A 19,041-nucleotide genomic window follows, 5' to 3' on the forward strand; every position below is an offset into this window, starting at 1 on the left:
TTCAGATGCAATGAGAGGACGAGAAAGGGCGGAGGTTGCCGTCGATCGATTGATCGCGGCACACTGAAGCTCGCTCGTTCATCAAAGTCTGTTCCCGGACCTGTTTGATGAGATTGATACCGGATCTGGCCCGGTACGACGGGGCGGCTTCATGCCTGGTGAGAACGAGTAACAATTTTCCCATTCCGACGTGCAGCTTCCATGTTTATGGTTAATTCCTTGCTTGAAGGTTAATAGCCGTCGTCGGCTACTCGGTTTTAATTTGGACGATGTTCGATTCAATTTCTCGCGGTGGTCAATTCGAGTAAAACCCGGACAGGCCGCAAGTCACGAGCAAGCTTCATGCTTTAATCCTGCAAGTAGAGACACCTTCGATGTCGACGTGGAGAGAGCAATGATTGTTCTTGGTTTGACTGCCCTGTTGACCGCCGGCATGACGCTTGCCGCCTTCACTTTTCTGAACCGCCTCGAAGAGGTGCGAGTGAAGAGCTCCCCGCGAGTGCTCTGAAAATTCCTTTCCAATGCCCGTAGGCGACACAAATCCCTCATGAAAGGGTCCTATGTGCGCGGCATCGCGCCGCGCTTTCCGCCGTCTTTCCCGCGCATCGGAAGCTGGCGTCGAGCTCGATAGTTCCGTATGAAGCCTCACGACCCGGCACCGAGATCGATCCGTCAATGTCCGATACGACCTATTCCGATACAAGCCACCAGAGACTTTCGCTGCGGCTTGCGCTCACCATCATCTTCGGCATCACGCTGTGGCGCGTGATCATGCTCGTCTTCAACAGGACGGATCTGTTCGTCGACGAGGCGCAATACTGGTTCTGGGGACAGAACCTGGATTTCGGCTATTACTCCAAGCCGCCGATGATCGCCTGGGTGATCCGCTTCTTCAATGCGATATCGGGATCGGACTCGACATTCTGGATTCGCGTTTCCGCGCCGCTCTTCCATCTTGCCACCGCGCTGATGCTGATGCTGACCACGCGGCGGCTGTTTGCCGGGGATACGGGAGAAGAGATCGCGCCCTGGGTCGGCGTCATCTTCGTCACCTTGCCGGCCGCCTCGCTGTCGGCGGTGCTGGTATCGACCGACACAATCCAGATCCTGTTCGTCACCATCGCCATCTGGGCCTTTCTCGGCCTGACCCGGCGCTCGTCGGTGCTTGAGGCGCTGATCCTCGGCGCCAGCCTCGGCATCGCGTTCCTGACGAAATATTCGGTGCTTTTCCTGTTGCCGGGCGTCGGCATCGCCATGCTGACCTTACGTTCGGCGCGCATTGCCTGGCGCGACGTGATCATCGCCGCCATCGTCGGCGCTATCGTCGTTTCCCCGAACCTCTGGTGGAACTTCGCCCATGATGCGGCGACGGTGCGCCATACCGAAAGCATTGCCCGGTGGAACGGCGGAGGCAGCGGCGGCGGGCTGGTGCAGCACCTGCTCGGTGGACTCGGCTTCCTCGGCGCGCAATTCGGCGTCGTCGGCCCCGTGATCTTCTATGCCATGCTCTGGGCCGCGTGGCGGATGATCCGCGGAAAAAGCGACGACAGGGAAAAACTGCTCGTCTGGCTGTCGGTCCCGGTCGTCGCCATGATCACGCTGCAGGCGCTGTTCGCCAAGGCCTATGCCAATTGGGCCGTCGCCGCCTATGCCGCCGGCACCATCCTTGCCGTCTGGATTCTGTATCGCCTGACGAAGAAGGGCCTCGTCGTTTCGCTGATCATCGGCGCCGTCGTCGCCTTCCTGTTGCCGGTGCTGACTGTCTTTGCCTATGACATTAAGCTGCCGAACGGCGATCTGGTGATGAAGCGCTATGTCGGCCGCAGCGCCATCAGCCGGGAGGTCGCCGATATCGCGACCAAGGCGAACTTGCCCGACATCGTCTCCAGCGACCGGGATATTCTCGGTGATCTGTTCTATACGCTGAAGGATAAGCCCTATCGCATCCATGCCCGCAATTTCGGCGGTTTCCCGAAGAGCTATTACGAACAGAATTTCTCGCTGCCCTCGAACACGACCGCCGATGTACTCTATGTCGATGACGGCCCGCTCGATTGCACGGCCGGCCGATCGGAACTGATCAAGAGCTGGTCGCTCGAATTCGGCTACAAGAAAGGCAAGACGATCTACGCCTATCGCGTTTCGCCAGCCTGCCTCGCACCCAATCCCTAGTTCTGGCCCTAGTCCTGACCCGGCTTGGGGGCGCGACGTGGACAGACGCCCCAGCCAAGCTCCGGCATTTCCGCGAAGACGACACCGCCCTCTTCGAAGGCGAGGCGTAATTGCGCTTCCGTTGCCCGGTGAATATCATGATGACCGCCCTCGTAGTCACGAATCGTGCTGCGTGACACGCCGGCGTGTTCAGCGATATCCGACTGCGTCCAGTCCAGCAGCCCGCGTGCAGCTCGGCAGAGCGCAGGGGTGAGAATCATTGGTTTATTGCCTTGATTCACAACCAGAAACCACCCATATTGGTCAACATAAGCCAAATATGTCATAAACTGCGCGGGATTTCCAGTATCGAGGAGATGGCTAATGCCACACGACACGCCTTTGATTTCGACCATCGTCATGGGCCTTGTGCTGGCATTCATTTTTGGCGCCATCGCCAATCGGTTTAAACTGCCGCCGCTCGTCGGCTATCTCATCGCCGGTGTGCTCGCAGGCCCGCATACGCCGGGCTTCGTCGCCGACCAGGGCCTTGCGCCTGAACTGGCAGAAATCGGCGTCATTCTCCTGATGTTCGGCGTCGGCCTGCATTTTTCGCTGAAGGACCTGCTGTCGGTGCGCGGCATCGCCGTTCCCGGCGCCATCGTCCAGATCGGCTTTGCCACGCTGCTCGGCTGGGGTCTCGGCGCGCTGATGGGCTGGCCGCTTGGCGGCAGCCTGGTCTTCGGCCTCGCGCTATCCGTCGCCTCGACAGTTGTTCTGTTGAAAGCCCTGCAGGAGCGCCGGCTGATCGAGACCGAGCGTGGCAAGATCGCGGTGGGCTGGCTGATCGTCGAGGATCTGGCCATGGTGCTGGCCCTCGTCCTCATTCCCGCCGCCGCCAGCATTTCCGGCGACGGCCATGGCGCGGTCGAGCCGCTGTCGGCCGGCATCAACCGGTTGTTCGGCCTCGATATGGGCCTCACCGGCATCATCGCCATGACACTCTTCAAGGTCGCCGCCTTTGTCGGACTGATGCTGGTCGTCGGCCGGCGGGTCATTCCCTGGATCCTGCATCGCATTGCCCATACCGGCTCGCGCGAGCTCTTCCGTCTCGGCGTCCTGGCCATCGCGCTCGGCGTCGCTTTCGGAGCCGCGAAACTCTTCGGCGTGTCGCTGGCGCTCGGCGCTTTCTTCGCCGGCATGATCCTGGCGGAAAGCGAGCTCAGCCACCGGGCGGCACAGGAAAGCCTGCCGCTGCGCGATGCCTTCGCCGTGCTGTTCTTCGTCTCGGTCGGCATGCTGTTCGACCCCAACATCCTGATCGAAAACCCGCTGCCGCTGCTGGCGACGGTGTTCATCATCGTCATCGGCAAATCGGCCGCCGCCTTCCTCATTGTTCTGGCCTTCCGCAAGCCGATGAGTACGGCATTGATCATCTCGGCCAGCCTGGCGCAGATCGGTGAATTCTCCTTCATTCTCGCCGCCCTCGGCGTCGAGCTTGGCCTATTGCCAAGCGAAGGCCGCGACCTGATCCTCGGCGGTGCGATCATCTCGATCATTCTCAATCCGCTTGTCTTCTTTGCGTGCGACTGGCTGCGGAAGAGACTGGACGGCAAGCGCCCGAGCGAGGCACCGGAGGCCGTCGAGCCCGCCGCGCAAGCCGAACAACCCTCGGCAAGCGAGACCCAGCCCGCCGCCGCCGAGCAGCCCGCCCCCGTCACCGTCGATGAGGAAGAGCGTACGGTTACGCTCACCGGCCATGCCATCCTGATCGGTTACGGCCGCGTCGGCAGCATCGTTGGGGAAAACCTCAAATCTTCGGGGACGCCCTTCGTGGTCATCGAGGATGCGGAGAAGCGCATCGCCGATCTGAAACAGGCGGGGATCGAGACGATCTACGGCAATGCGGCCTCCGCGAAGACCCTGGGATATGCCAATATCGCCGAGGCCCGCAGCCTGGTCATCGCCATTCCCAACACCTTCGAAGCCTGCAGCGCGGCAGAACAGGCGCGCGCCATCAACCCATCGATCCTGATCGTCGCCCGCGCCCATTCCGACGCCGAAATCGACGTGCTGAAGCAATATGGCGCCGATACCGTCATCATGGGAGAGCGGGAAATTGCGCTGGGCATGGTTGACCGGCTGGCTCAAGTGCATCATGACAGGCCGCACTATGAAGACGCGGAGCGTCCTGATATCATGACCGAACCGTCGGAAGCCGCTCCGGCAAAGGAATAAAGGCCTTTATAACCGTTGAACCCGTTCGAATTCGGCGCTGCCGACAGCGAAGAGAACGATGAGAGGACGCCTCACGCCGCAACGCGCGTGATCGCTTCGCTGTTCGTCGCTTTCTTCGCCTATATCGGACTGGCGCTCGGCGGCGGCATCAATCTTGCCGCGCGGGCGGATGCGGAAGCCTTTTCCTCCGGCAGGGACAGCCAACCGCTTTATGTCGCCCAGCGCGATCCGTTGCGCGGCATTGCCGTCGCCGACCGCGCGGCCCTGCCGAAAGCCACCTGGCATGATATCGGGCCGGTAACGCTCGCGGCCATTCCGTCTTTCGGACTTCATATCGACCCGTGGCAGCCGCGTGAGCGCGGCGACGTCACGCGACCGGAAATCTTTACATTCCGCGCCTATCTTGCCCGCGCCCCGCCGGCCAGCCTCGTCTGACCGGTTACCGCGCCCTTCGGCGCATCCCCGACATGACCTGCGTCCGCCAGCGGCCCCGCCGCTGGCATCAGCGTATTTCCAAGGATAATACCCATGCGTACTTCACCATGGCTGGTGGCACTCTACTCAGTGATCATCGTGCTTGGCCTTCTCGTTGCCCTGCCGAACGCACTTCCGCAGTCGGTTCTGAGCAAAATTCCGTCCTGGCTGCCGCATAGCCAGGTTGCCCTCGGCCTCGACCTTCGCGGCGGCTCCTATCTCGTCCTGGAAGTCGACGAAAAGGACCTGACCAACGGCCGGCTGCAATCCTTGCAGCAGGATTCTCGCCGCGTCCTGCGCGACAAGAACATCCTGACCCGCTCGATCGTCCGCAACGGCGACCAGATCGTCGTAACGCTCACCGATCCGACGCAGAGCGGCGATGCGGTGACCCAGTTGCAGACGCTTGCCAACACGATCACCTCCGGTCTCTCTGCCGGTCAGTCCGACCTGACAATCGCTCCGAACGCCGGCGCGATCACCATGTCCTTCTCGAGGGCCGGTATCGCCAGCAACGTCGATTCCGCCGTCCAGCAGAGCCTGGAAGTCATCCGCAAGCGCGTCGACCAGGTGGGCGTTGCCGAACCGACCATCCAGCGTGTCGGCCCCAACCGCGTTCTCGTGCAGCTTCCGGGCGCGCAGGATCCCTCGCATCTGCGCCAGCTTCTCGGCTCGACCGCGAAGATGTCCTTCCATCTGCTTGCCGATAATGTCGATCCGAACAATCCCGGCCCCGGCGTCACCATCCTCAAGGACGAACAGGGCCAGAGCTATCCGGTGCTCGATCGTATCGAGCTTTCCGGCGACCGCCTGACCGATGCCCGCGTCAGCTTCGATCCGAACACGCATGAGCCGCTGGTCACCTTCCGCTTCGACAGCGCCGGTGCTAACCGCTTTGCGGAAATCACCCGCGAAAATGTCGGCAAGCCTTTCGCCATCGTGCTCGATAACAAGGTGCTGAGCGCGCCGAACATCCGCGAGCCGATCACCGGCGGTTCGGGCCAGATCTCCGGCAACTTCACCGCCGATAGCGCAACGACACTCGCAGCCCTGCTGCGCGCCGGCGCCCTGCCGGCCAAGCTGACAGTCATCGAAGAACGCACCGTCGGCGCCGACCTCGGCAGCGACGCGATCCAGAAGGGCATCTATAGCGGCCTGATCGGCTTCGTCCTGGTTGCCGCCTTCATCTTCGTGCTCTATGGCGCATGGGGGGTTCTCGCGAATGTTGCACTGCTCATCCACACGATCCTGACCTTCTCGGCCCTGACGCTGGTCGGCGCCACGCTGACGCTGCCCGGCATCGCCGGCATCGTCCTCGGTATCGGCCTTGCGGTTGATGCCAACGTCCTTATCAACGAGCGCATCCGCGAGGAAACCCGCAAGGGCCGCGGCGCCTTCGCCGCCATCGATAACGGCTTCAAGAAGGCTTATTCGACGATTATCGACGGCAATATGACGGCCCTGATCGCCGCCGCCATCCTGTTCTACTTCGGCTCCGGCCCGGTTCGCGGCTTTGCCGTGACCATGGGTCTCGGCCTCATTATCTCGATGTTCACCTCCGTCGCCTTCGTGCGCGTCGTGATGATCGCCATCACCCGTCGCAGCAAGCTGAAGGTGCTCAACATCAGGCCGCTGATCCCCTTCAGCCCCTATGACAAGCACATCCAGTTCATGAAGGCCCGTTTCTTCGGCATCACCGTCTCGGCGATCCTCTCCATCGCCTCGGTGGTCCTGTTCGTCCATCCGGGCCTCAACTACGGCGTCGATTTCCGTGGCGGCATCCAGATGTCGGTCAAGACCAAGGAGGCCGCCGATTTGGCGACGTTCCGCGAAGGCTTGAACACGCTCGGCCTCGGCGAAATCGCACTGCAGTCCTTCGGCGACAACAACAGCCTCCTTGTCCGCGCCCAACGCCAGGACGGCGGCGAAGAGGCACAGACAGCCGCGGTGACCAAGCTCAAGGCGGAAATCGTCAAGCTCGACCCAAGCGCGACCATCGAAGGCACCGACGTCATCGGTCCGAAGGTCTCGGGCGAGCTTGCATGGGCCGGCATCCTGTCAGTCGTGATCGCCAGCCTGGCCATGCTCGTCTACATCTGGGTGCGGTTCGAATGGCCGTTCGCGGTCGGCGCCATCATCACGCTGGTACTCGACGTCACCAAGGCGATCGGCTTCTTCGCGATCACCGGCCTCGATTTCAACCTGACGGCCATCGCCGCGATCCTGACGCTTGTGGGATATTCGGTGAACGACAAGGTCGTGGTCTATGACCGCATGCGTGAAAACATGCGGCTCTACAAGTCGATGCCACTGCGCGACATCATCGACAGGTCGATCAACGAGACCCTGGCGCGAAGCCTCTATACCAACGCCACCGCCTTCCTGGCGCTGGTGCCGATGGCGATCTGGGGCGGCAGCGCCGTCTCCAGCTTCGCGATCCCGATGGTGTTCGGCATTCTCGTCGCTGGCGCCTCGTCGATCTTCATCGCTGCGCCGATCCTGCTGTTCCTCGGCGACTGGCGCCGCCGCCATGCCAAGCCGGTTGCCAACGATGCGACGCCGGCTGACGACAAGTCCGGCAAGGACAACAAACAAATCCCGGCCGCATAAGTAGCGGATCGACATGAATGAGGACATGCCCGGAAACCGGGCATGTCCAATCAGCCATCAGGCTGGATCGTTCTAGATGGACGGCATATGCAGCGGCAGCCCCGGACGTGGCGCCACTATTCTTTCCAAAGCACCGTTTTCCTGCTCGGTAATGAGCATATATTTGCCGTCGGGCGTGAAGGCGACGTTGCCCGGCCGCATGCCGTTGGTGCGGATCCGGCCGGCAGTCTTTCCGGCGGGATCGATCAGGCAGACCTCGCCCAACCCATGGAGCGCGCAATAGAGCACACCGTCGCGATCGAAGGCCATGCCGGCCGGGCCGCGCAGCGCCGTGACGGCGGGCGCCGGTATCACCTGCGCAAACAGTTCCTGCCGCGCGCCGACGACCTGACGGTGGATTTTCCCGGTCAGGGTCTCGCTGTAATAAAGCCGCCCGTCCGGCCCGAAGGCGATGCCGCTGGCATGGAGCAGGCCGGTTGCAAGCACCCGCAGCACGCGGCCCTCGCCTGGATCGATCTGATAGACGCGGCCGTTATACGGAGCCCGAAAGAAATCCGGGTGGACACCGGCACCTTCGAGCAGATCGGAAGCTCGGACACCGGAATCGGTCATGTAAAGCAGGCCGTCGGGGCCGAAGGCAAGATCGTTGGGATAGAGAAACGCGCCGTCCCCGCCGCCTTCGATGACCTGCAGCGTCCGGCCTTCCGGCGAGATACGAACCAGGGAATTTTCAGGGCCGCCGGCTACCCAGAAGCAATTGTCGCCATCGACAGCGACGCCGCTTGGCAGGCCGCCGGGCCGGCAGACTTCATGGCGTGTCCCGTTGGCGGCAATCACGCTCAGGCAGCGACGGCTGTCGCCCATCTCCACCAGTGCGACGCGCCCATCCGGCAGACCAACCGGCCCTCCAGGCTGGCGCAATCCGGTGGCGATTGTCTCGTTCATGCTCGGGACCCCTCACCTGTGCGCTCCAAAAATCGACTGTCACAAATGTTACATAAGTACGCAAAAGGCTGTTTTCGAGCAGGCATTCATTAAATCTGAAGTCGTTCTTCGGCGGGAAGGTCACATCGGCGTGTAAAACCGGCCGAACTTGACAGTTTTGGTCAATTCGGAACATTCATCGAACATTCGGATATGATTGCGACCATGATTCGCTTCCGATTCCTCGTTCGCACACCTGCGGTGCGAAGCCTTCAGGAGAGCCCATGAGCGCCGCCTATCTGGAAAAGCTGAACCCGGAGCAGCGGCTGGCGGTGGAGCATGGCACCATGGTCGAAGGCAGCCATATTGCCGGGCCGCTGCTGGTGATCGCGGGCGCCGGCTCCGGCAAGACCAACACGCTCGCCCACCGCGTCGCTCATCTGATCGTCAAGGGCGCCGATCCGCGCCGTATCCTGCTGATGACCTTTTCCCGCCGGGCCGCCGCCGAGATGGGCCGCCGCGTCGAGCGCATCTGCCGCGAAGTGCTGGGCGCCAATGCCGGCATCATGGCCGACGCGCTCGCCTGGACCGGCACATTTCACGGCATCGGCGCCCGGCTTCTCAGGGACTACGCCGAGCAGATCGGCCTCGACCCGGCCTTCACGATCCACGACCGCGAGGACAGCGCCGACCTGATGAACCTCATTCGGCACGATCTCGGCTTCTCCAAGCTGGAAAGCCGCTTCCCGACCAAGGGGACGTGCCTTGCCATCTATTCCCGCGCCGTCAATTCGGAAGCGCCGCTGGAAGAGATGCTGCGCGATTTCTTTCCCTGGTGCGCCAGCTGGGACAAGCAGTTGCGCGATCTTTTCGCCGCCTATGTCGAGGCCAAGCAGGCGCAGAACGTGCTCGATTACGACGACCTGCTGCTCTACTGGGCGCATATGCTGCACGAGCCGCTGATTGCCGAGGACATTGGCGGCCGCTTCGACCATGTGCTGGTGGACGAATATCAGGATACCAACCGGCTGCAATCGTCGATCCTCCTGGCGCTGAAGCCCGATGGCCAGGGGCTGACCGTCGTCGGCGACGATGCACAATCGATCTATTCCTTCCGCGCCGCGACGGTACGCAACATTCTCGATTTCCCCGCTGCCTTCACGCCCGCCGCCAATATCGTCACGCTCGACCGTAACTACCGCTCGACGCAGCCGATCCTCGCCGCCGCCAATGCGGTGATCGACCTCGCCTCGGAGCGCTTCACCAAGAACCTGCGCACGGAGCGGCAGAGCGCCGAGCGTCCGCGGCTGGTGACGGTGCGCGACGAGGCCGATCAGGCGCGCTTTATCGCCGACCAGGTACTGGAAAACCGCGAGAGCGGTGCGAAGCTGAAACAGCAGGCCGTGCTGTTCCGCACCTCAAGTCACAGCGGACCGCTGGAAATCGAGCTGACCCGCCGCAATATTCCCTTCGTCAAATTCGGAGGGCTGAAGTTTCTCGACAGCGCCCATGTCAAGGATATGCTGGCCGCCCTTCGTTTCGCCCAGAACCCGCGCGACCGGGTCGCCGGCTTCCGGCTGATGCAATTGCTTCCAGGCGTCGGCCCCTCGACCGCGCAGCGCGTGCTCGACCATATCGGCGAAGAAGCCAGTCCAATGGCGGCGCTTGCCGAATTTCCGGCACCGCCGCGCTCGGGCGAGGACTGGACGAGCTTCGTTGCGACCATGCAGGAGCTGAAGAGCGGCAAGGCCGGATGGCCGGCGGAAATCGGTCTTGTGCGGCAATGGTACGAGCCGCATCTGGAGCGGGCGCATGAGGATGCCTCGACGCGCCAGGCGGACCTGATCCAGCTCGAGCAGATCGCCGGCGGCTACGGCTCGCGCGAACGCTTCCTCACCGAATTGACGCTCGATCCGCCGGATGCCACCAGCGACCAGGCGGGCGTACCGCTGCTCGACGAAGACTATCTCATCCTCTCGACCATCCATTCCGCCAAGGGGCAGGAATGGACGAAGGTCTTCCTCCTCAACGCCGTGGACGGCTGCATCCCCGCCGACCTTGCCGTCGGATCATCCGCCGAGATCGAGGAGGAGCGGCGGCTGCTCTATGTCGCGATGACTCGTGCCAAGGACAGCCTCGACCTCGTCATCCCACAGCGTTTCTTCACTCACGGCCAGCATGCCCAGGGCGACCGGCATGTCTTTGCCTCGCGCACCCGCTTCATTCCGGTGACGCTCCTGCAATTCTTCGAGGTTTGCGGCTGGCCGCAGGCCCGGTCAGACAGCCCGTCCGCGATCCAGGCGCGGCAGGTGCGCGTCGATGTCGGGGCACGGATGCGCGGCATGTGGCGCTAAAGCAATTACAGGAAAAGTGTGTAGCCGTTTTCCGTCCGAAATTGCGTCACCGCTCTAAGTTCAGTTTAACTCCCGGAACATCTCGATGATCGCCGAGAAATCGCGGCCGCCATTGCCCTGTTTTTCGAACAGAGCGAAGAGTTGTGCTGCCTCGGCGCCCAGCGGTGTCGATGCGCCGCTCGACAGGGCCGCTTCCTGCGACAGGCGCAGATCCTTCAGCATCAGTGCCGCCGCAAAGCCGGGCTTGTAGTCGTTATTGGCTGGTGACGTCGGCACGGGACCCGGCACCGGGCAATAGGTGTTGATCGACCAGCACTGGCCGGAGGAAGTCGAGGCCACATCGAACAAAGCCTGATGCGACAGGCCAAGCTTTTCGCCGAGAACGAAGGCTTCGCAGACGCCGATCATCGAAATGCCGAGGATCATGTTGTTGCAGATCTTCGCTGTCTGCCCGGCGCCGGCTTCGCCGCAATGGACGATCTTCTTTCCCATGACTTCCAGAAGCGGCTTGGCAGCCGCAAAGCTCTCCGACGAACCGCCGGCCATGAAGGTCAGCGTTCCCGCCGCGGCACCGCCGGTGCCGCCGGAGACCGGCGCGTCGAGAGACAGGCAACCGGCGTCGCCGGCCATGGCATGCGCCTTGCGGGCGCTGTCGACATCGATGGTGGAGCTGTCGATCAGCAAGGTGCCCTTCGGCACGGAACGCAGGATATCGGTCCAAACGGTAAGTACATGCTGACCTTTCGGCAACATGGTGATGACGGCTTCGGCGCCCGCCAGCGCCTCGGTCAGCACATTCGCGGCTTTGACGCCCGTCGCCTCGGCCGCCTTCAGCATGTCATGCGAGAGGTCGAAGCCGATGACGGCATGGCCGGCCTTGACCAGATTGGCGGCCATGGGGCCACCCATATTGCCAAGCCCGATGAATGCGATCCGTGTCATGATGCTCTCCTCCCATGATCCTCGTTACGCGAAAAGCGCTGGCTGCGCCGGCGCGAAGAAGCGGTCGATACTTGCCGCATCGACCTCGACCAAGCTCGCCGGCGACCATTTCGGATTGCGGTCCTTGTCGATAACGGCGGCGCGCACGCCCTCGTAGAAATCCGGATTATACAATATGCCGAGGCAAGCTCCGAGTTCGCGGTTCAGGCATTCAGCAAGGCTTGTGCTCGTCCGTCCGGCACGTAGAAGCCGCAAGGTGAGTTTCAGGCTGGTCGGCGAGCGGGCGGCGATCACTTGTGCTGCCTCGGCGGCGAAATCGCCGGGCTCCTGCGTGAGTGCCTGTAGAATGCCCTCGACGGTGTCATGAGCGAAGGCCCGGTCGATCGTGTCCCGGTTGGCGGCCAGACGGCTCGTCCCGGTGTCGAGCACCCTGGCCGAGATCGCCCTGTGCACATCCGCCGGGGATGCCACGGCAGGCAATGCGGCGATCGCCTCGATCAGGGCCGGCAAATCCGAAGATGCAACGGCATGATCGGCCAGCCCGGCATGGATGGCGTCGGCAGCGTTGATGATCAGGCCCGTCAAACCCATCCAGGTGCCGGCCTCGCCGGGTGCGCGTGGCAAGAGCCATGTTGCGCCGACATCGGGAAAGTAGCCGATGCCGGTTTCGGGCATGGCAAGTCGGGTGCGCTCGGTGACGACGCGATGGCTGCCATGCGCCGAGAGACCGACGCCGCCGCCCATGGTGATGCCGTCCATCAGCGCCACATAGGGTTTGGGATAGTGGGCAATGGCATGGTTGAGACGGAACTCCTCGCGCCAGAAGCTCTCGGCGCCATCGGATTTTTCCTTGCCGCTATGATGCAGCAGGCGGATATCGCCGCCGGCGCAAAAGCCGCGCTCGCCCTCTCCCTTGACGATGACGCTGGCGATGGAGGGATCGACGGCGAAGCCATCCAGCGCCGTGGCGATCACCCGGATCATCGGCAATGTCAGGCTGTTCAACGCCTGCGGCCGGTTGAGACGGATGAGACCGGCCGATCCCCGGCGCTCGATGATGACCTCGTCTATGCTGCTCATTCCAAAACTCCGTATCCTTGCCTAGACAATCAATAGGCGCTCAGCGGTTGTCGGCAAGGATCATCTCGGCGGCTTTTTCGGCAATCATGATGGTCGGCGAGTTGGTATTGCCCGAGGTGATCGACGGCATCACCGAGGCGTCGGCGATCCTGAGCCTTGAGAGTGCCCGAAACCGCAGGCGCGGATCGACCACGCTTTGCGGATCGCTGCCCATGCGGCAGGTGCCAACAGGATGAAAGATCGTCGTGCCGATATCGCCGGCGGCACGGTCGAGATCGGCATCGGTTTGATAGGAAGGACCGGGCTTGAACTCTTCCGGCCTGAACCTGGTGAAAGACGGTTGCGCCACGATGCGCCGCGTCAGGCGGATGGAGCGGACGGCGATTTCGCGGTCGCGCGATGCCGAGAGATAATTCGGGCTGATCGCCGGCTGCATGGCGAAATCAGGGCTCTGGATATGCACCGAGCCGCGGCTCTCCGGCCTCAAATTGCAGACGCTGGCGGTGATCGCCGGAAAGGGATGGACGGGATCGCCGAACTTGTCGAGCGAGACCGGCTGCACATGATATTGCAGGTCCGGCGTTTCCTTGTCGGGACCAGAGCGCGTGAAGATGCCGAGCTGGCTCGGCGCCATCGCCATCGGCCCGGAGCGGCGGACGAGATATTCCAGCCCGATCGCCGCCTTGCCGAACATCGACGTCGCCTTCTCGTTCAGTGTCGGCACACCCGTCACCTTGTAGGCCATACGCAGCTGCAAATGATCCTGCAGGTTCTCCCCGACCGCCTTGACCTCGCGCACCACGTCGATACCCGCCTCGCTCAACACCTCGCCACGACCGATGCCGGAGAGTTCGAGGATCTGCGGCGAGCCGATCGAGCCGGCGGACAAAACCGTCTCCTTGGTCGCATAGGCGCGCCTCGCCACCCCGTCATGCTGGAATTCGACGCCGGTAACGGCATCGCCTTCGATCAACAGGCGTCGCACCTGCGCCTTGGTGAGGACGGTAAGATTGCCCTGCTTCAGCGCTGGCCGCAGGAAGGCTTTCGCCGTGTTCCAACGGATGCCGGAGCGCTGATTGACATCGAAATAGCCGGAGCCTTCATTATCGCCGCGATTGAAATCCGCGGTTTCGGGAATGCCGGCCTCGCGCGCCGCCGCCTGGAAGGCGTCGAGCACGGCCCAGCGCACGCGGGCCTTCTCCACTCGCCATTCGCCGCCGGCGCCGTGCATCTCGTCCTTGCCTCGGTAATGATCTTCGGACTTCACGAAATAGGGCAGCACATCATCCCATCCCCAGCCGGCGCAACCGAGTTGCCGCCAGAGATCGTAGTCGCGCGCCTGACCGCGCATATAGATCATGCCGTTGATCGAGGAGCAGCCGCCCAGCACCTTGCCGCGCGGATAGTTCAGCGCGCGGCCGTTCAGCCCCTCCTCCGGCGTGGTGGTAAAGCACCAATCGGTACGGGGATTGTTGATGCAATAGAGGTAGCCAACCGGGATATGGATCCAGTGATAATTGTCACTGCCCCCTGCCTCCAACAGCAGCACCCTGGTGTTGCGGTCCGCCGATAGCCGGTTAGCCAGCACGCAGCCGGCACTGCCGGCGCCGATGATGATGTAGTCGAAGCGATCCATGTTCTGCCAGCTTAACGTCGATATTCAAATCCCAGCTTCCGTCCCAGCCGCGATGCGTAGAACTCGCCGATGATGCCACGGCGGAAGAGTAGGACGCAGACCATGAAGACGATGCCGGTGATGATGGTGACGGGAAAATCCGAGGTGGCGAGATAGTTTTCCAGCGTCGCCACCAGGCCGGCGCCGAAGAGCGGGCCGATCAAAGTGCCGATGCCGCCAAGCAGGGTCATCAGGATCACCTCGCCGGACATCTGCCAGGCGACATCAGTGAGCGTCGCAAACTGGAAGACCAGCGCCTTGACCGCACCGGCAAGCCCCGCGAGAGCCGCCGACATGACGAAGGCACCGAGCTTGTAGCGCGCCACGGAATAGCCGAGCGAAATCGCCCGCTGCTCGTTTTCGCGGATCGATTTCAGGATCATACCGAAGGGCGAATTGATGAAACGCCAGATGATCAGCACGCCGATGATGAACACCGCCAGCACGAAGTAATACATGTTGAACGCGTTGTTCAGATCGAGAACGCCGAAGAGATAGCCGCGCGGCACCGATTGGATGCCGTCCTCGCCCTTGGTGAACTCCGCCTGCAGGCAGAAGAAATAGAACATGTAGGAGAGCGCCAGGGTGATCATGGAGAAATAGATACCCTGACGACGGATGGCCACGAACCCCATGATCAGGCCGAGCAGCGCCGCGCCGCCGACGCCGATCAATATGCCTAGTTCCGGCGGCAGGCCCCATTCCTTCACCGCATGCGCTGTGAAATAGGCCGCGCCACCGAAGAAGGTGGCGTGGCCGAAGGACAGGAGGCCGGTATAGCCAAGCAGCAAGTTGAAGGCGCAGGCAAACAGCGCGAAGCAGAGCACCTTCATGACGAAGATCGGGTAGATGAAGAACGGTACCCAGATCAGAATGACGAGGCCGGCAAGCAGCAGCAGCTTTTGCACTGTCAATGCGGGGCGTGTACTGGATTTGGGCGAACTGATATCCGTCATGTCACACATCCCGACCAAAGAGGCCCGCGGGCCTGAGGAGCAGCACGATCGCCATGATCACGAAGATGACGATGTTGGAAGCTTCCGGATAGAAGACCTTGGTCAGGCCCTCGGCGACACCAAGCATATAGCCGGTGACGATGGCGCCCATGATCGAGCCCATGCCGCCGACGACCACGACGGCGAAGACGATGATGATCATGTTCGATCCCATCAGCGGCGAGACCTGGTAGATGGGTGCCGCCAGCACGCCGGCAAAGGCCGCAAGCGCCACACCGAAACCATAGGTCAGCGTCAGCAGCACCGGCACGTTGACGCCGAAGACCTGCACCAGCACCGAATTTTCCGTCGCGGCGCGCAGATAAGCGCCGAGCTTGGTCTTTTCGATCAGCAGCCAGGTGCCGATGCAGACCACGAGCGAGGCGATGACCACCCAGCCGCGATAGACCGGCAGGAACATGAAACCGATGTTCTTCGCGCCCGCCAGTGCTGCCGGCACCGCATAGGGCTGGCCCGAGGAACCATAGAGATAGCGGAATGTGCCCTCGATGGTCAGCGCCATGCCGAAGGTGAAGAGCAGGCCATAAAGCGGGTCGATCTTGTAGAGCTGCCGCAGGCATAATCGCTCGACCACGGCGCCGAACAGGCCGACGATCAGCGGCGCCAGCACCAGCGCCGGCCAATAGCCGATACCGGCATAGGCGAGCAGCAGATAGGCGGTGAAGGCCCCGAGCATGTAGAAAGCGCCATGGGCGAAATTGATCACCCGCAGCATGCCGAAGATGATCGCAAGCCCGAGGCTCAAGAGCGCATAGAAGGAACCGTTGATCAGCCCGATCAGCAATTGACCGAGAAGCGCCTGGAGCGGAATGCCGAATATCGTGGTCATGGCGTCAAACCCCCAGAACCTTGTGCAGCATGCCCATGCGCTCCGGCAATTCGCCGACCGGAAATTCCGCGACCATCTGGCCATGGTCCATCAGATAGAAGCGATCGGCGATACGGCTGGCGAAGCGGAAGTTCTGCTCGACCAACAAAATGGTCATGCCGCGCTCCCTCAGCTTCCGCAACACTTCGCCGATGCGCTGGACGATGACTGGGGCTAGCCCTTCCGTTGGTTCATCAAGCAGCAGCATGCGGACGCCGGTACGCAGGATGCGGGCCATGGCGAGCATCTGCTGCTCGCCGCCGGAGAGCTTGGTGCCGGGGCTGTTGCGGCGCTCGTGCAGATTGGGAAACAGCTCGAAAATCTCGTCCACGGTCATACCGCCCGCGGCCACGACTGGCGGCAGCATCAGGTTTTCATGGACAGTGAGCGTCGAGAAAATTCCACGCTCCTCCGGCACGAAGCCGATGCCTTTATGCGCCGTCTTGTGCAGCGGCACCTGCATCATGTCGGCGCCGGCAAAGGCGATCTTGCCTTTGCGCGCCCGGACGATGCCGACGATGGTGCGCAGCGTTGTCGTCTTGCCGACGCCATTGCGGCCGAGGATGGTGATGGTCTCGCCCTCGGCGATCTTCATGTCGACGCCATGCAATATGTGGCTTTCGCCATACCAGGCATTGAGGCCCTGGACTTCGAGCAGCGCCGCCATCGTCAGTCCTCCTCCGTGCCCATATAGGCCTCGCGAACGCGCGGGTCTTGGCTGACCGTGGCGTAATCGCCGGCGGCAAGGATCTCGCCGCGTTGCAGCACCGTAACGTGGTGGCAGATATTGGCGACGACGGAGAGATTGTGCTCGACCATCAGCACCGCGCGGGTGCGCGCCACCTCCCGGATGATGGCGGAGACGGTGTTGACGTCCTCCAGCCCCATGCCGGCCATCGGTTCATCAAGCAAGAGCACCTTTGGATCGAGCGCCAGCGTCGTTGCGATCTCCAGCACGCGCTTGCGACCATAGGAGAGATCGGCGGCGACGGCATCGCGCTCCTTCGTCAGGCCGACGGCCGCGAGCAGTTGCTCGGCGCGGTCATCAAGGCTCGCCAATGCCGAGACCGACAGCCAGAATTGATGCGCCAGATTGTTCGGCCGCTGTAGGGCGACGCGGACATTGTCGAGCACGGTCAGATGCGGAAAGACGGCGGAGATCTGGAAGGAGCGCACCAGTCCCATGCGCGCCACCTTGTCCGGCTTCGTTCGAGTGATATCGGTGCCGAGCAGGGTAATGGTGCCATGCGTCGGCTGCAGGAACTTGGTGAGCAGGTTGAAGACCGTCGTCTTGCCGGCGCCGTTCGGGCCGATCAGGGCGTGAACGCTGGCGTCATGCACATCGAGATCGACATTCTTGACGGCCGTGAAGCCGCCGAAATCCCGGCGAAGACCACGGGCGGACAAGACCACCCGTGGCACTTCCTGTTGCTCTGTCGCAGACATCGCCATCAGGTCGCCCGCGTGGTCATGGCTTGACCAGATCGCAGCCGCTCTTGGCCGGATCGATATAGGCTTCCTTGCCGGGGATCGTCGCCAGCACGTTGTAATAGTCCCACGGCTCCTTGCTCTCTTCGGGCTTTTTGACCTGGAGCAAATACATGTCGTGGATCATGCGGCCGTTGGCGCCGACCGTGCCGCCACGGCCGAAGACGTCGTCCACCGGCATTTCATGTAGTTCCTTGGCGACCGCTTCGGTGTCGTCAGTGCCGGCCTTCTGCACGGCCTTCAGATATTGCAGCACGGCAGAATAGGTGCCGGCATGGATCATGTTCGGCATCTTGCCGGTGCGGGCGAAGAAGCGCTTGCCGAACTCGCGGCTCTTGTCGTCGAGGTTCCAGTAATAGCCCTCGGTCAGCGTCAGCCCCTGCGCCGCCTGCAGGCCGAGGCCGTGGACTTCGGCAAGCGTGAAGAGCAGCGCCGCCAGATGCTGGCCGCCCTGGGTGATGCCGAATTCCGATGCCTGCTTGATGGCATTCGCCGTGTCGAGGCCGGCATTGGCAAGGCCGATGACCTTGGCGCCGGACGATTGCGCCTGCAGCAGGAAGGACGAGAAGTCGTTGGTCGACAGCGGATGACGCACCGAGCCGAGGATCTTGCCGCCGCTTGCCTTGACGTAATCCCCGGTCTGCTGCTCCAGCGAATAGCCGAAGGCATAGTCGGCGGTCAGGAAGAACCAGGTGTCGCCACCTTGCTTCACCAGCGCGCCGCCGGTGCCGACGGCCAGCGCATGCGTGTCATAGGCCCAGTGGAAGCCATAGGGCGAGCATTGTTTGCCGGTGAGATCGGTGGTCGCAGCGCCCGTGACGATGTCGATCTTCTTCTTTTCCTTGGCGACGGCCTGCACGGCCAGCGCGACCGACGAGGTCGTCAGCTCCATGATGGCATCGACCTTATCCTGGTCATACCATTGCCGCGCAATGTTGGAGGCGATATCCGGCTTGTTCTGGTGATCGGCATTGATGATCTCGATCGGCACGCCCAACACCTTGCCGCCGAAATCCTCCGCGGCCATCTTGGCCGCTTCCACCGAGGACTTGCCGCCGAAGTCGGCATAAACGCCCGACTGGTCGTTCAGGATACCGATCTTCACCACGCCGTCCGACGCGCCGGCAGCGAAAGCCGCGGTGCCGGATGCAAGCAGAAGTGCCAGGGATGCAATGAGACTCTTTCGCATATCCTCTCCTCCCAGAGATTTGGCAAACATCA

The 19,041-nt window shown here is 62.3% G+C and carries 15 protein-coding genes; 5 read left to right on the plus strand and 10 right to left on the minus strand.

Annotated features, from left to right (window positions below; translation table 11 throughout):
* Nucleotides 1–675: 675 nt before the first annotated feature.
* Nucleotides 676–2,172 (plus strand): ArnT family glycosyltransferase, encoded by a 1,497-nt coding sequence (locus AC1RO0_RS21810; protein WP_498594862.1) that lies wholly within the window; start codon nucleotides 676–678, stop codon nucleotides 2,170–2,172.
* An 8-nt stretch (nucleotides 2,173–2,180) separates the two neighbouring features.
* Here the strand turns inward: AC1RO0_RS21810 and AC1RO0_RS21815 are convergent, their stop codons facing one another.
* Nucleotides 2,181–2,498, minus strand: coding sequence for a helix-turn-helix domain-containing protein (locus AC1RO0_RS21815; protein WP_498595005.1), 318 nt, complete (start codon nucleotides 2,496–2,498; stop codon nucleotides 2,181–2,183).
* Nucleotides 2,499–2,535: 37 nt separating this feature from the next.
* Between AC1RO0_RS21815 and AC1RO0_RS21820 the strand changes: the two genes are divergently transcribed.
* The 3 genes from AC1RO0_RS21820 (at nucleotide 2,536) to secD (ending at nucleotide 7,473) form a co-directional block, all read left to right on the plus strand.
* Nucleotides 2,536–4,389 carry a cation:proton antiporter domain-containing protein gene (locus tag AC1RO0_RS21820; RefSeq protein WP_498594863.1) on the plus strand — a complete coding sequence of 618 codons (1,854 nt, stop codon included), beginning with the start codon at nucleotides 2,536–2,538 and terminating at the stop codon, nucleotides 4,387–4,389.
* Between the two features lie 15 nt (nucleotides 4,390–4,404).
* Nucleotides 4,405–4,824 carry a hypothetical protein gene (locus tag AC1RO0_RS21825; RefSeq protein WP_498594864.1) on the plus strand — a complete coding sequence of 140 codons (420 nt, stop codon included), beginning with the start codon at nucleotides 4,405–4,407 and terminating at the stop codon, nucleotides 4,822–4,824.
* 93 nt (nucleotides 4,825–4,917) lie between these two features.
* Entirely contained in the window at nucleotides 4,918–7,473 is a 2,556-nt protein-coding gene (secD, locus tag AC1RO0_RS21830; RefSeq protein WP_498594865.1) for a protein translocase subunit SecD, read from the plus strand.
* 72 nt (nucleotides 7,474–7,545) lie between these two features.
* Here secD and AC1RO0_RS21835 read toward each other — a convergent pair whose 3' ends face one another.
* Nucleotides 7,546–8,418, minus strand: a complete 873-nt coding sequence (locus AC1RO0_RS21835) for an SMP-30/gluconolactonase/LRE family protein (protein WP_498594866.1) — start codon at nucleotides 8,416–8,418, stop codon at nucleotides 7,546–7,548.
* 263 nt (nucleotides 8,419–8,681) lie between these two features.
* Here AC1RO0_RS21835 and AC1RO0_RS21840 point away from each other — a divergent pair, with 263 nt between their 5' ends.
* Nucleotides 8,682–10,751, plus strand: coding sequence for an ATP-dependent helicase (locus tag AC1RO0_RS21840; protein WP_498594867.1), 2,070 nt, complete (start codon nucleotides 8,682–8,684; stop codon nucleotides 10,749–10,751).
* Between the two features lie 60 nt (nucleotides 10,752–10,811).
* Here the strand turns inward: AC1RO0_RS21840 and mmsB are convergent, their stop codons facing one another.
* Genes mmsB through AC1RO0_RS21880 form a run of 8 tightly spaced genes read right to left on the minus strand, consistent with a single transcriptional unit; the run spans nucleotide 10,812 to nucleotide 19,009 of the window.
* Complete coding sequence (gene mmsB / locus AC1RO0_RS21845) at nucleotides 10,812–11,693, minus strand: 3-hydroxyisobutyrate dehydrogenase (RefSeq protein WP_498594868.1); 882 nt, start codon at nucleotides 11,691–11,693, stop codon at nucleotides 10,812–10,814.
* A gap of 24 nt (nucleotides 11,694–11,717) precedes the next feature.
* Nucleotides 11,718–12,773: an enoyl-CoA hydratase/isomerase family protein gene (locus tag AC1RO0_RS21850; RefSeq protein WP_498594869.1), complete on the minus strand. Its 1,056-nt coding sequence runs from the start codon at nucleotides 12,771–12,773 to the stop codon at nucleotides 11,718–11,720.
* A 40-nt stretch (nucleotides 12,774–12,813) separates the two neighbouring features.
* Entirely contained in the window at nucleotides 12,814–14,409 is a 1,596-nt protein-coding gene (locus AC1RO0_RS21855) for a GMC family oxidoreductase (protein ID WP_498594870.1), read from the minus strand.
* A gap of 11 nt (nucleotides 14,410–14,420) precedes the next feature.
* Entirely contained in the window at nucleotides 14,421–15,404 is a 984-nt protein-coding gene (locus tag AC1RO0_RS21860) for a branched-chain amino acid ABC transporter permease (protein WP_498594871.1), read from the minus strand.
* A gap of 1 nt (nucleotide 15,405) precedes the next feature.
* A complete protein-coding gene (locus AC1RO0_RS21865) occupies nucleotides 15,406–16,293 on the minus strand; it encodes a branched-chain amino acid ABC transporter permease (protein ID WP_498594872.1) in 888 nt (295 codons plus the stop codon).
* 4 nt (nucleotides 16,294–16,297) lie between these two features.
* Nucleotides 16,298–16,999: an ABC transporter ATP-binding protein gene (locus AC1RO0_RS21870; protein ID WP_498594873.1), complete on the minus strand. Its 702-nt coding sequence runs from the start codon at nucleotides 16,997–16,999 to the stop codon at nucleotides 16,298–16,300.
* Between the two features lie 2 nt (nucleotides 17,000–17,001).
* On the minus strand, nucleotides 17,002–17,784 hold the full coding sequence (locus AC1RO0_RS21875; protein ID WP_498594874.1) for an ABC transporter ATP-binding protein: 783 nt from the start codon (nucleotides 17,782–17,784) through the stop codon (nucleotides 17,002–17,004).
* A gap of 16 nt (nucleotides 17,785–17,800) precedes the next feature.
* A complete protein-coding gene (locus tag AC1RO0_RS21880; protein ID WP_007695670.1) occupies nucleotides 17,801–19,009 on the minus strand; it encodes an ABC transporter substrate-binding protein in 1,209 nt (402 codons plus the stop codon).
* Nucleotides 19,010–19,041 lie beyond the last annotated feature (32 nt).

The organism is Rhizobium sp. GW821-FHT14E12 (assembly GCF_058803745.1).

Coding starts and splice junctions, on each gene's coding strand:
- AC1RO0_RS21810 (WP_498594862.1), top strand. CDS start 676: ATGTCCGATACGACCTATTCCGATACAAGCCACCAGAGACTTTCGCTG.
- AC1RO0_RS21815 (WP_498595005.1), bottom strand. CDS start 2,498: ATGACATATTTGGCTTATGTTGACCAATATGGGTGGTTTCTGGTTGTG.
- AC1RO0_RS21820 (WP_498594863.1), top strand. CDS start 2,536: ATGCCACACGACACGCCTTTGATTTCGACCATCGTCATGGGCCTTGTG.
- secD (WP_498594865.1), top strand. CDS start 4,918: ATGCGTACTTCACCATGGCTGGTGGCACTCTACTCAGTGATCATCGTG.
- AC1RO0_RS21835 (WP_498594866.1), bottom strand. CDS start 8,418: ATGAACGAGACAATCGCCACCGGATTGCGCCAGCCTGGAGGGCCGGTT.
- AC1RO0_RS21840 (WP_498594867.1), top strand. CDS start 8,682: ATGAGCGCCGCCTATCTGGAAAAGCTGAACCCGGAGCAGCGGCTGGCG.
- mmsB (WP_498594868.1), bottom strand. CDS start 11,693: ATGACACGGATCGCATTCATCGGGCTTGGCAATATGGGTGGCCCCATG.
- AC1RO0_RS21850 (WP_498594869.1), bottom strand. CDS start 12,773: ATGAGCAGCATAGACGAGGTCATCATCGAGCGCCGGGGATCGGCCGGT.
- AC1RO0_RS21855 (WP_498594870.1), bottom strand. CDS start 14,409: ATGGATCGCTTCGACTACATCATCATCGGCGCCGGCAGTGCCGGCTGC.
- AC1RO0_RS21860 (WP_498594871.1), bottom strand. CDS start 15,404: ATGACGGATATCAGTTCGCCCAAATCCAGTACACGCCCCGCATTGACA.
- AC1RO0_RS21865 (WP_498594872.1), bottom strand. CDS start 16,293: ATGACCACGATATTCGGCATTCCGCTCCAGGCGCTTCTCGGTCAATTG.
- AC1RO0_RS21870 (WP_498594873.1), bottom strand. CDS start 16,999: ATGGCGGCGCTGCTCGAAGTCCAGGGCCTCAATGCCTGGTATGGCGAA.
- AC1RO0_RS21875 (WP_498594874.1), bottom strand. CDS start 17,784: ATGGCGATGTCTGCGACAGAGCAACAGGAAGTGCCACGGGTGGTCTTG.
- AC1RO0_RS21880 (WP_007695670.1), bottom strand. CDS start 19,009: ATGCGAAAGAGTCTCATTGCATCCCTGGCACTTCTGCTTGCATCCGGC.